The 13,393-nt window shown below is 48.0% G+C and carries 9 protein-coding genes; all 9 read left to right on the plus strand.

Features of this window, described 5'->3' with window-relative positions; all coding sequences use genetic code 11:
- The coding region (locus tag FJM67_RS17565) for a beta strand repeat-containing protein (protein WP_181161528.1) at window positions 1-2,079 on the plus strand (2,079 nt) is incomplete at its 5' end.
- 74 nt (window positions 2,080-2,153) lie between these two features.
- Window positions 2,154-3,827 carry a TolC family protein gene (locus FJM67_RS15790; protein WP_140591348.1) on the plus strand — a complete coding sequence of 558 codons (1,674 nt, stop codon included), beginning with the start codon at window positions 2,154-2,156 and terminating at the stop codon, window positions 3,825-3,827.
- 25 nt (window positions 3,828-3,852) lie between these two features.
- Window positions 3,853-4,668 carry an efflux RND transporter periplasmic adaptor subunit gene (locus FJM67_RS15795; protein WP_140591351.1) on the plus strand — a complete coding sequence of 272 codons (816 nt, stop codon included), beginning with the start codon at window positions 3,853-3,855 and terminating at the stop codon, window positions 4,666-4,668.
- Between the two features lie 16 nt (window positions 4,669-4,684).
- The gene (locus tag FJM67_RS15800; protein WP_140591354.1) at window positions 4,685-5,641 is read left to right on the plus strand and encodes an aminoglycoside phosphotransferase family protein; all 957 of its coding nucleotides are present in this window, start codon (window positions 4,685-4,687) and stop codon (window positions 5,639-5,641) included.
- 27 nt (window positions 5,642-5,668) lie between these two features.
- The gene (locus FJM67_RS15805) at window positions 5,669-7,528 is read left to right on the plus strand and encodes an efflux RND transporter periplasmic adaptor subunit (protein WP_140591357.1); all 1,860 of its coding nucleotides are present in this window, start codon (window positions 5,669-5,671) and stop codon (window positions 7,526-7,528) included.
- Between the two features lie 3 nt (window positions 7,529-7,531).
- Window positions 7,532-9,706, plus strand: a complete 2,175-nt coding sequence (locus FJM67_RS15810) for a site-2 protease family protein (RefSeq protein WP_140591360.1) — start codon at window positions 7,532-7,534, stop codon at window positions 9,704-9,706.
- Between the two features lie 4 nt (window positions 9,707-9,710).
- Window positions 9,711-11,678 carry a preprotein translocase subunit SecA gene (locus FJM67_RS15815; protein WP_140591363.1) on the plus strand — a complete coding sequence of 656 codons (1,968 nt, stop codon included), beginning with the start codon at window positions 9,711-9,713 and terminating at the stop codon, window positions 11,676-11,678.
- A 95-nt stretch (window positions 11,679-11,773) separates the two neighbouring features.
- Window positions 11,774-12,151 carry a helix-turn-helix domain-containing protein gene (locus FJM67_RS15820; protein WP_140591366.1) on the plus strand — a complete coding sequence of 126 codons (378 nt, stop codon included), beginning with the start codon at window positions 11,774-11,776 and terminating at the stop codon, window positions 12,149-12,151.
- 695 nt (window positions 12,152-12,846) lie between these two features.
- Window positions 12,847-13,305: an ABC transporter substrate-binding protein gene (locus FJM67_RS15825; RefSeq protein ID WP_181161529.1), complete on the plus strand. Its 459-nt coding sequence runs from the start codon at window positions 12,847-12,849 to the stop codon at window positions 13,303-13,305.
- Window positions 13,306-13,393: the final 88 nt, after the last annotated feature.

Below are 13,393 nucleotides of genomic sequence, written 5' to 3' on the forward strand. Positions count from 1 at the left end.
ATCAGTGCGAGCAGCACCGGTACCAGCGCGACTGGTATCTACCTCACCGAAGCGGACAGCATCACCGTTGACTCTGTGGCGGTAACGACCACGGCGTTCAACACCGATGCGACTACGCAAACCATCACCGACGCAGCGCAAGCTGACTTGGTCACCGGCAACAACGGCAATATCGTTCTGACCACCCTAAACGGCAGCATCATCATCAACGATGGCGATAGCGATCAAGTGGGTGTGGTTGCCAACGGTTCTGGCTCAATCCGCATCGATGCCAACGGTACCGGTTCGGATGTGACCAACAACGCGCAGATCAACAGCACGACGGGTCATATCACGGTGACGGCGGCCGATGCGCTTAGCATCCTTGCGAACATCAACACAGCGACCAACGGCACCGTGACACTGGATGCGGAAGGCAGCAGCCTAACCATGGCCGGAGCCGTCACGGTAACAGCAACTAACAGCTCAGCACGTTTGAATGCTGCTACAGACCTAACGGTTGGCAATGTGGTTGCCCAAGACGTGAGCTTGGTAGCGGATACCGGCAGCATCATCAATGCGGCTAATAGCACCATGAACGTGACTGCAACGAACCTTCGCCTAGAAGCGGATGATGCTATTGCTACAAGTTCTCGTCACTTGACGACCACGGTTGCAGTAATCAGTGCGAACAGCACGGGTACGGATGCACAAGGTATCTACATCACGGAAGCGGACAGCATCACTGTTGACTCTGTGGTGGTAACGACCACCGCCTTTAACACCGATGCCACAACGACTGACGTAGTGGATGCAGCACAAGCAGACTTGGTAACCGGCAACAACGGCAATATCGTTCTGACCACCCTAAATGGCAGCATCGTGATCAACGATGGCGATAGCGATCAAGTGGGTGTGGTTGCTCACGGTTCTGGTTCGATCCGTATCGATGCTAACGGTACTGGTTCTGATGTGACCAACAATGCGCAGATCAACAGCACGACGGGTGCGATTACGCTGACAGCGGCAGACATGGTTAGCCTGGCGGCCAATATCGCTACAACGGCAAATATTACAGTAGATGCCGAAGCAGGCTCCCTAAACATGGGAAGTGCGATTACCTTAACAGCAACCAATAGTACGGCTCGTTTAAATGCCGCGACTAGCATGGTGCTTGGTAATGTCTCTGCTCAGGATGTATACGCTGATGCTGAAGGCGGTGATTTGTCGATGGTCACTATCGTGGCAAGCAACGAAGCGACTCTGCTTGCTACGGGTAAATTGCTTGCGGTGGCTGATCAAAGCGTGACCAATAATGTCACTGCGGCGACCTTCAACGTGAGCTCCAAAGGTTACTATCTAGACCATGAAACTGTCGGTTTCGTGAATGCTATCAGCGAGTTTACTGATGAGATGATCAAAGTCTCTGCCGATGTTTACATTGATAAGGGGATTGATGGTCAATCTAAACGAGTCACTACGTCGACAACCGACTCGTATATCGTCAATGAAACAGCGTTGAGCAAAGGAGTTTATGCCCAGTTTGTATCAACGAATGATAAGGGCCAGTTCTCTCAACTTGTGGATGACACCTTGACGGAAGAACAGATAGCCCTAGTTCTTAACCGATTTGTGTCTTATGAGAAGCTAGAAAACGACTTTATTGAAAACGAACTTGATCAGTTATTAGAGCGTTTGAGTACTGAGTTAAGTGACGAATTGAGTGATGAAGAGCAGTCTTTGGTAGATGACTTTGTTTACATTACGCGCACACCGGTGCAGTCCGTATTGTTGACGGATCAAGCTGCAACCGAGCAAAACAGAGAGAAGACTTACGTGGAGCGTCAGTTAGAAGATTCTATTTTGCGGGCGGCACAGCAAAATCAAAATATGACGGAGACGAAAGCGCTACGTTTCGGAAATACTCAGACAACAGGTGGTGATAACCCAGTGTCACTAGTGCAAAGTCTAATTTCTGATCTAGTGAATCAAACGGGTAATCGTCAGGTAGATGTATTGGGTAATGTGACTTCTGATTACCTATACTTCTACTCGGTAGAAGAGGATGAAGAAGAAGCTCTACTTGACTCCATCTTGTAGCTAGCAAATATCGCATTAAGAGGGCACAGGGGGAGCTCCCCCTGTCGCAGTCCAAATTTTGAGGAATATTGATAATGATAAAACGTCCAGTAAAGTACATACCTGCGCTACTTGCCTCTTGCTCGATAGCAGGTATTGGTAGTCTTGGTGTTGCGGCGGAGACCGACTATTTGCTGATGGATCGAGATGGGGCAGAGCAGAGCTTTTGGCTTAATGTTTCGGCAACGTTAGATGAGCAAACTTCCCCTGACGATGCACTTGATGTTAGCTCTAAGTCCGACACCGTCAATCGGGATACGGATGGAAAAGAAGAAAATCTACTGAGTACTGACTCACTGGTTGCTCGAGTGTTGGCAGAGAATGCCCAGGTCACCTTTTCCGAGCTACAAAAACAAGTAACTGCGGAGAAAGTAAATTACGAGCAAGGTGTTTACCAGACAGAGTTCTTTTCGAATCTGAAATACGATGACGCCCATGTTCCACGCTCGGCAGGGGAAAAACTCTCAGAGTCAACAAACGCGCCAAATAAACAAATTCTGGATGAAAGCAATACCACATTAAATGTCGGCGTACGGCAAATGTTGAAAAGTGGTGGTGAGCTAACCGCTAGTTATTCTGCCGCAGAGAAGAATAACAACATTATCCCTTCTTCCGCAGACCCGAGTGTAAGGGACTCCGAATTTACCACAGCCCTCAACCTGCAACTTACCCAGCCTCTATTACAGGGGCGTGGCAATGTGGCCGTCGAATCTCGTATCCGACGTGCGAGCCTAGAAGTCGATATTGCGGATGCCCAACATCGCCAGCAGTTGCTGCGTTTGGTATCGCAGTCCCTATCTTCCTATTGGCAGCTCTACAAAGCGACGCGTTTTCTTGATATTCGTGATTTAGCTGTATTGAACGGTGAGAAGATGGCTGAGAACATCGCCAAGCGGGTGCGTAGTGGTAAAGAGCCGGAAAGCGCATTGGTCGATGCCCAATCTGAGTTATTGAAACGTCGCGCGACTCGTAACAGCGCCCGACAAGCACTAAACGAAATTAGTTACCAAATTTCTACCTTAATGAATAGCGATGCTCGTAACCTTGGACGAGTACACTATTTACTGGAGTCCAAACCAAACCGAGCTCCATTCGTGTTAACTGAATCGTTTGAAGATTACTATCAGAGAGTTTTAGCGATTTGGCCTAATGCAACAATACTGCGCCAAAATATCGCCATTCAGGACGAAGAAATCAAAGTCGCTGAAAATAGTAATCTGCCCAAGCTAGACTTAGAGTTGGGCTATACCTCCAACGATTTGTCCAAGTCGTTTGAAGCGGGAAATGTCTTCGATGCGGAATATCCGTCTTGGTATGTCGGCGTAAATTTCTCTATGCCAATTGGAGAAAACCGTCGTGCTCTAGCGCAAAAAACCATGGCATCACTAAAGCAAGAACAGCATATAGCTGATTTACAAGCTGTCGAAGTGAGTCTGAAAAATGACCTTCGCGCTCGCTTGTTCCAAGTGAACATGGCTTATCAAGAAATGAACAACCTAGAAGAAAATATCCGTATCCTAGAGAACCTGTACAATGCCGAAGTGCGGAAATTCAACGTAGGTTATGGTGATCTCAAGGATATCTATATTCGAGAAGATGCACTTAATCTGGAACGTCAGCGTTATGTTGATGGCCTAGTTAAGTATGAATTAGCTAAAGTTTCTTTGGCACTGGCGGACGGTTCGTTATTAAATAAATACCTACCCTAATTTGGTAAAAGGTAAATAGCGCAGCATGATAAGCCTAAAACATTACATGGTCGCGGGTCTGACCAGCTTGTTTGTTAGTTTCAGTCATGGCCAGTCGGTAGTTGGTGTTCTCTACTCCGACATGAACTTAAAGCTGGCAATGGGAGACAGTGGTCTGATAGATGAAGTGTTCGTCAGGTCAGGTAGTATCGTAAAGCAAGGGGATGCTTTGGTACGTCTTGATAATACCATGCACGATTTGGACGTACGCCGAAACAAGCTTATTTGGGAAGATACCAAAGAACAGGATAGTCTCCTGACACGGCGCACCATCATGCGGGAGAAGTACGATGTGGCCCAAGCGTTATACCGAGAATCCCGCTCGGTGAGCTTAGACGAACTTGATGGTTTAAGGCTTGAGCTGGTCGATATCGAAGGTCGTTTGGCTCAGCTAATCGAGCAAGAAAAGCGCGAAGAACTGGATTACAAAATCAGTTTGCAAGTGCGTGATAGACGCGTGCTTAGAGCGCCTATATCGGGCGTGATAACGCAAGTAGCACAGCGAACTGGTGAGTGGGCTCAGGTCGGTGAACCTATCGTTGGGTTAGTTGATGTCCGGGAGTTGTTTATTAAGTTAAACGTCCGTGATTCATTGGCACGCCAACTGTCGGTTGGGACACCTTTACCTGTTAGCATCGAAAATATACCCGCTCAGACTGGGGTAGTGGATTACATCGCGCCAGTTGCGGATGCTGCTAGTGGGCTAGTAGAAATCAAAATTAAATTGGATAACGCTGACGGTATCATGCGCCCCGGTGTGAAAGTATCGGTAGACCTTCCTTCCACGGATAGAGCCTTTTAAGCTCTTTTGAGTATTTATGACAGTCGCAATTAAAAAGCCCGCCGAAGACATCCCGGATGATGAGTGGAATGCTTTGAGTCTTTCTGACCAAGCATTCTTGGAGTTCATCTACGAAGTATTTGATTACTTTGACGAGGTCGTGCGTCAAAAATTAGGCTGGAAGCCAGAGCAGATTCAGATTAACCAAGGCAAAAATAATATTGTCTTGGCGTTTAATCATGATCAAAAACGCTACCTATTTCGGGTTCCTAAGTATGGCCGCCAACAACTACAAAGATACATGCGAGCAGCGCAATTACTGGAAGATCAGCCTTTCTTCTCGGAGCGTATTTATATCGATGGGAATTGCATGATCGAAACCTATGCTCCGGGAGTAACACTCAATCAAGATGCTCCATCCGGAGCTTACATTGCTCTGGCAAAGGCCCTGAATCTGATGCATCAGCAAAAAGGGCAGGGCTTTGGCGGTTTGCGAGTGGGCACCACAGGGCATGATGACAGCGTTTTTGATCATTACTTACCAATGATGACTGAGCGTATTGAAGATTTGAAACAATTGTTTCCTAATCAAGCTGTGTCTCTGGATGCGGTGTTCGAACTCTGGCAGCAGAAATTGAATTCGATCAGCTCTCCCTTATGTCTCTGCCACGGAGACCTTTGGAGCGACAACGTACTCTACGATAAAGACACAGACCATTTAACTATCATTGATTGGGATAGCTGTGGTATTTATCACCGGGAAAAAGATTTACACTTCTTGCTATCTGATGACGTACCAAGTGCTAACAAAGACCTGTTTTTTCAGCACTACGATACAGAGCCTGATTGGCAGTTAATGTCTTGGTATCGCGTCACGATGAATGTGCTGTATTTCAAAGCGGATCGTGGTAGCCATTTACAAACGGCGGTGAATCACTTTTTTGAACAGATGAAGACAGAGGAGCGTCTGGTCATCGACAGCGATACTATTTGAGCATTGCCGTAGGAACACCACACACCCATGTCACAAGTGAATATTACTGAACTGATAAACCGCTTACGTGCCTTGCGTAAGCGGCATTATCAGAGCGCCCCGACTATTTTCTGGGCGGATTTTATTAATATCGCGTCGGTCTTATGCTTAGCTGAAGGCGCAAATGTATACCGGGTTGGAGCAGAGCAAAACTTAACCTTAAGTGCAGAAAGTCAACAAGAGTATGATAGCTTCAATCAGCAGGTGCGTTATATTGCTCCAGCCGAGGAGGCAACTTGGTTGCCTGACACGGTAATCCGCACGCTCAAAAATGGTTTTGCTCTCTATCACGACAAGTCCCCTCTACAAGAAAAGCCCCACTGGCTTTGTTTTCGTTTAACCACTGACGAGCCAAGAGTATTGCTGCTCAAGATTCCTGAGTCACAGGCGGCGCGTTTAAGTGATGTGGTATTGCGTGGCCAGTTAATTGCAGACATCGCCACGGAGTCACCGTCAGCACAACAAACCGCACCGGTGGATAGGGCAGACTCCTTGTCCCTGTTGTCTGTGTTGCCAGATATGTATGCAGCGGACTCGCTGGCATTATCAGCTTACGCTTTGGTAAATGGCTTGGTGGCTCAATGTGAAGATATTGATCTTGCTGCAGTGGGGTGGCAGCGGGGTGAATATGTACGCATGGAAAGTATCAGCCACTTTGACAACTTTGAAAACAAGGCTGATCTCGTCAAGCTTTACGAAGCGGCGCTAGAAGAAGCTGCGGATCAACAAGCTACCTTGCATCTGCAACACCCAGATACCACCCAAGGCATGATTACGCTAGCTCATGAACAGTTGCGACGTGCCTTAGGCTGTGATGACCTCGCTTCTATGGTGATTTTCGATACCCAAGGGCAGCCACTTGGGAGCGTGCTGGTGGTCAAAATGCGTGGTGAAATTGACGCTAACCTGATTCATTCCTTGTCATTCGTTTTAAGTTTGCTTTCAAGTCGGCTAGAGGATTTGAAGCGCCAAGAGGGAGGTATATGGCTTCGTGTAAAACACCGCACCTCCCAATTTCTGAGCAAACTGTTCGGCAGCGATTGGCTTTGGACTAAGGTAATTTCACTTATCCTAATTAGCTTGTTTTCCTGGTTATTGTTTGGCTCATTAAGTTTTCGCATTCAGTCAAACGGCGAATTTCTAACAGATAGCACCCAGTTAATTAACTCCCCCCAAGATGGCGTTGTCACCGAGGTATTTGCCACTGTCGGTGACCCTGTCACTGAAAATCAGATTCTGATACAACTTGAAAAACAGGATTTGCTACTACAGCTAACAGAGCTGCGGGCAGAGCGTCAGCGTTATGCTTCGGAAGAGGATAAAGCCCGTGCCAGCAACAATATTATCGAGACCGAAATAGCCAAAGCTCGGGGAGCTCAAATTGAGGCGCGTATTGCCCGGGTACAGCTCATGCTTGCTGAGACCGATATTCGTACGCCAATTAGTGGCATTCTGATAGAAGGGGAACGCAAAGACTTACAAGGAGCACCGGTAAGAAAAGGCGACCCGATGATGAAGATTGCCCGTATTGAAGGGATCTACTTGGTCCTGTCTGTGGACGAACGGGATATACACTTTGTTGAACCTGGCGATACAGGGGAGTTTGCCTTGGTGAGTCAGCCACTGGATCCATTACCATTTGAGGTTGAAAAAATCATACCGGTAGCAGTAGATGGTGACCAAGGAGGGGCAACTTTCCAGATCAAAGCTAAGCTTCTCACGCCAGCTCAGCCTTGGTGGCGACCAGGCATGACTGGTGTGGCAAAAATAGACAAGGGCTATCGCCCCCCCTATTGGGTGCTAGGGCGCAAGTCTTACCATCAACTTCGTTTATTGCTGTGGTGGTAAGGTATGTCTAGTACGTTTAGTGAAGGTTGGTATCAGATTGCCCAGTTACGAGTCGCTTTGATACCCACTACTAAAATCCATAAACAGCTTTATCGAGGCACCGTCTGGTACGTGCTACAAGATGCCTGTTCTGGAAAATTCTTTCGTGTACCTGAAGTGGTCTACCATTTTATTAGTCGATTATCGGTGACCAAAACCGTAGAAGAGGTTTGGCAGTCCTTTATCGACGATTACCCTGAAAATGCTCCGGGGCAAGAAGAAGTGATTCAGGTGTTGTCCCAACTGCATCATAGTAATCTGCTCTTCTATCGGTCTGAGTCTGATCATGGAGCCATTCTCGAGCGCAGACAAAAACAGCATCGCCAGGAACACCTAACAAAGTTGATGGCGTTTATGTATCTGCGTATTCCTATTTGGAATCCAGAGGCGTTGTTAACCACATTCAACCGCTTACTCTCACCATTATTCAGCAAACTTGCCTTTGTTATCTGGTTGATTGTGATCGGATTCGGCGTCGATACGGTGCTGTCTAACTGGAGCAGCGTCCGCCAGCAAGGACAAGGTTTTTTATCGCCAGATAACTTGATTCTGTTGTATTTAAGCTTATTTGGTCTGAAGTTCATCCATGAAATGGGCCATGCGATCGCCATCAAGCGCTTCGGCGGACAAGTACATACCCTAGGGTTAATGTTCATCGTCTTAACACCGCTTCCCTATGTGGATGCTACTCAGACGTGGGCATTACGAAATCGCTGGCAGCGTGCCATCGTCGGCAGTGCGGGGATGTACTTCGAGTTATTCATCGCCGCTATTGCAGCAATGGTTTGGGCTCGCACAGCTCCAGGGGTAGTAAACAGTTTAGCCTATAACTTGATGATCATCGGCTCGGTTTCTAGTTTACTATTCAATGGCAATCCACTGCTGAAATTCGATGCCTACTATATTTTATCGGACGCCACCGACCTGCCTAATCTATATAAAAAGGCTAATGACCAATGGCTGTATTATTTCAATCGCTGGCTATTTGGTACAAAGAAAGCACAATCTCCTTCTGATACTGCTTATGAACGTACTTGGTATACCCTCTACGGTGTGGGCAGCCTCACCTATCGACTAGCGGTAGTCTTGGTTATCACCCTGTACGCAGCTGATCTTTGGATTGGACTGGGTATCGCTATGTTTATGGTGTCCTTTTCCATGTGGGTACTGATCCCCTTGTGGAAGTTACTGCGCTTTTTGTCGAGTAACCAAGAAATTCGTAAAAACCGTCGCCGTGCTTGGTTTAGTACCTTGATGCTGTTTTCGCTGATTATTGGCGGCGTAGCTTTCGTGCCAATGCCTTATCATATAAAGGCTCCCGGGGTTATCCAATCTAACAATAGCAGTACACTGTTTACTCGCTCCGGTGGTTATCTCATTACAGCGAATACCGACAGTGGTATACCAGTTAAAAAAGGAGATGTGTTAGCCCGTTTCCGAAACCCAGACTTGTCCCATCAGTATGATTTAGTGCAGCAGCAAATTGTCGAATTAGACTGGCGGTTACGACAATCTTTAGATAGTGACCAAGCCGGTCGATTTGCTTTAGAACAGCAACGATTAGCGCTGACAGATCAGCTTGAAGAACTTACTGTCCGACTTAATCAATTAGCGGTTGTTGCGCCGTTTGATGGTATTTGGGTGCCGCGGCAACTCAAGAGTCGCAGTGGTAGCTTTTTTAATCAGGCGGATGAAATCGGTACGCTATACGATTTTTCCCAACTGCGCTTTTCGGCTGTGGTTACCCAAGAGCAGGCCTCAAACCTTTTCAATAACCAATTTAGCCAAGAAGGAGAGCTGCGCTTACTGGGTCAAACGGAAACGACTCTTGTCGTAGATCAACTTCGATTGAACCCATTTCGGCAAACCATACTACCCGCAAACAGCCTAGGCTGGGCGGCTGGCGGCCCAGTGATGGCGCAGCGAGATCGCAACGGTAACATGGTTACCCAGGAGCCGTTTTTTGAAGTATTGGTGCCTCTTTCTCAAGCGAACATCAATTCTACTACCGCTATTCAATCCCCAGTTGCCATGGAAGGAATGATGGGGTGGTTATTAATTGAATTGGCATGGCAGCCTCTTTATTGGCAGGCGCGTCAGGCGTTGTTACAAATCTTCCAGCGTCGATATCAGATCTAGTGTTATGAGCGCGTTCTTTGAGCCCAAGCTGACCCTAACTCCGCCGTCCTTTTTGGTGGCGAACTGGCAACTGATGCGCAACCGTTGGCGGCGTAACGGCTTAGTCTCCCGCTACCTAGAGGAAGGGGGGCAAGTTGCGACGCTGTTGACTCGCTTCCGAGAAATGGAGGCTAATGAGTTTGCTAATGCACGACAACACTATGCGGGTTTGGCTCGACGTGGTCGACTGACCAAGCAACGTCAAGACTTACTAGAGGCATTAGCTTGGGTTGTCATTTGCTCAGAGAAAACCCTCGGTATGACACCGTACCCGATCCAAGTGAGTTGTGCTTTAGCCATGATTGACGGATATCTGGTGCAGCTTGCTCCTGGAGAAGGCAAAACCCTGACCATCGCTTTGGTGTCGGTTATTTTTGGTTGGAGTCAGAAGCCTTGTCACGTCATTACCGCCAACGATTATCTTGCTCAGCGTGACCAAGAATTGATGATGCCGCTGTATGAACCAGCGGGCGTTAGCGCGAGTTTTGTCGAGCAAGAGCTGTCACCTGAAGAAAAGGCAGCGCGCTATCAAGCTCATGTGGTTTACGGCACAGCGAAGCAACTGTTAGCAGACTATCTGAATGATGTAATCATGCTAGGAGGTCTAGCCAGCCGTACTCGAATGGCACTGACCCACTGGCAAGCAGGCGGACATTCATTGCAAATGCGTGGCCTGTATTACGTTATTATCGATGAAGCGGATTCTATCCTCATCGACGATGCTACTACACCTCTTATTATCTCCTCTCAAGAAGAAAATGGCCTATTACACCAAGCCGTCATGATCGCGAAGGAGTTCGTCGATACCTTAGAAAAGGGAGTCGACTATCGTGCATCGGAGGATGATTGGGATGTGACCTTTACGCCGATCGGCATGGACAAGATTACCGAGGCGACAGAAACCTTTCCAACCCTATGGCACCACCGTGGGCGGCTAGAAGACCTGATAACCCAAGCGATCTTAGCCCGCGACAAATTCAAATTAGATGAGCACTTTGTCATTGTGGATGGCGAAGTCGTGCTCGTGGACGAATCGACTGGGCGCATGATGCATGGCCGCTCCTGGAGCTATGGCTTGCATCAAGCTGTCGAGGCTAGGGTTGAGGTAGAAATGACACCGCCTAGCAAAACTCTAGAGAAAATGAGTTTCCAAGGTTTTTTCCAGTCTTACCACCATCTAACTGGGGCGAGTGGAACGTTACAAAACGTACAACGGGAGCTTTATCACACCTACAAAGTGAAAACCCTAGAAATGCCCACTCGCATACCAACGCAACTGAATGTGCGAGGCTATCTGTGCTATCGCAACAAGGAAGAAAAAAATCGCGCTCTGATAGAACATCTGCGCCAATTGCACGAAACAGGGCTGCCAGTACTACTTGGTACTCGTCGAATTCGTGATACTGAAGCACTGGAAGAATTGCTCAAGCAAGAGGGCTTTGAATTTAGTGTATTAAACGCCAAGCGACTGGAACAAGAAGCAGAAATCGTTGCAACCGGGGGGGGGCAGGGAAAAATCACCGTAGCGACCAACATGGCAGGCCGCGGTACCGATATCCCGGTAAGTAAAGACATACTTACTCGGGGAGGCTTGCAAGTTATCATGTACGAGCCTCACGACTCATCGCGAATAGACTGGCAGTTATTTGGCCGGGCAGGCCGACAAGGGAACCCCGGCAGTGCCTACCCATTCGTCAGTCTAGAAGACCCCATCTTCTTACATATAAAGTGGTGGCAGCGCCCGCTATTTTGGCTGGCGAAGCAGACAGTAAGTCGCGCAGTAGGTAAAAAACTAATCAGCAAGCTGGTTGCGATTGCTCAGCAGAATGCTCAGAACCGTGCATTCAAACAGCGTAAACAGCTCGCTAAAACTGTTCGATTAAGCCAAGAACGGATGAGTTTTATTCGTAACAAAACCCAGCTGAAACAATGATTCACCCCATTATTTTCGCAACTTACTAGTTGTTAAAATAATCCCAAGCATCTAAGCTTTTCTTCGTTGACAGGAGTCGAACAAGGAACGCACAGGTGAAAGACTTACCCCAATACTGGTTTATCGAACTGACCCTCTTTTGGGAGGGCGGCATCAACACCAAGCCCCTTATGCGCCAATTCGGCGTAACCCGCCAAACAGCTAGCCAGTGGCTGAAACACTATGAAAAAGACAGTGCTAACAAGCTAGACTACTGTTCTAGTACAAAATCTTATCACTGCGAGTCGTTGCTGCCGCGCTATATCAACCAATCCATCGACGAATACCTAGACTGGTGTGAGACTGGGCAATTCCCTCGCCGTCATACCATCAGCGTATTGCCTATAGACCGCTTGCGGCAAGTTCAGTGTTTTGTCGATCCGGCGATAGTACGTCCGTTAATCAAAGCTATGCGTCACAGCGGTGGATTGTGAATACCTTTCAATCGCAACCGGAGATCCCGAGGGCCGGCTGATTTACCCCCACACCTTTGTCAAAGCGGCTAATCGCTGGCATGTGCGCGCCTTTTGCGAACGTCGCCAACAATTCCGTGACTTTGTACTGAGCCGCTTCCAAAGCGTTGACTACGACGGCAAACCTGCTCAACACGGGCCCGAGGCAGACTCTGCTTGGAACGAAATCGTTGTAATACAAATCGCCCCAGACCCACGGCTGAACCGAACTCAAAAAGCAATAATTGAGCGGGATCTAGGTATGCAAAACGGCCAGCTCGTCATCCAACCTTCAACAACCTACGTTCACTGCCGCACAGGCAGCTTAGAAAAGACGGCACTTTGGAGTCGTTTGGCAAGAACAGTTCACTGCCGCACAGGCAGCTTAGAAATCTTGCTCAGTTAGATATGCTCCCTCTTCTTTGTTCACTGCCGCACAGGCAGTTTAAAAAATCTCAACCGATTGGCCCACCGCCCCTTTCCTGTTCACTACCCCATAGGTAGCTTAGATATCCTAGCAGTTAGCGTGCACTCGGGACTTAATCACTGTTCAAAAGAGCCCCCCGATTTGTTGTCATTTTGTTGTGGCTAAATATTTCCCGTTACAACTGTCTATACTTTAGATAAAGTGAATTTTTGGTATTTTCTTGAACTCTTCGGGGTTGGAGTGTGGTGCGGTGAAGCATTGGGTTGTTTGGTTGCTCATTTTGCTGGGGGCAGGGCAGGTTGTCGCGCAGGAGAAGGTGCGTTTGCAACTGAAGTGGGAGCATGCCTTTCAGTTCGCTGGATATTATGCCGCTCAAGAGTTGGGATACTACGACGAAGCCGGGTTGCAGGTTGAGATCGTTCCAGCCAAGCCTGGGGTAAACGTGTATGACGAGGTAGAGTCTGGGCGGGCGGAGTTTGGTGTCGGTAATAGTTCGGTGCTGATTCAGCGGGATCAAGGCAAGCCGTTTGTGATTCTTGCGGTGATTTTTCAGCACTCGCCGACGGTGTTTCTCGCTCGTCATGATGTGTTGACGCTCCATGATTGGGCCAAGAAACGCATTATGATCGAGCCGTCGTCCGATGAATTATTTCTCTATTTGGAGCACGAAGGCTTAGATACGAGCGAGCTGCAATTCATCCCCCTGTAGTGGTCAAGTAAATCTGGCCACGGTTTTAGAGTTTTTCCAATACAGCCGCTCACTCTCATTAGGAGATAAACCACCATTATGCCGATGA

The organism is Maribrevibacterium harenarium, from assembly GCF_006385675.1.
Classification (GTDB): Bacteria; Pseudomonadota; Gammaproteobacteria; order Pseudomonadales; family Marinomonadaceae; genus Marinomonas; species Marinomonas harenarium.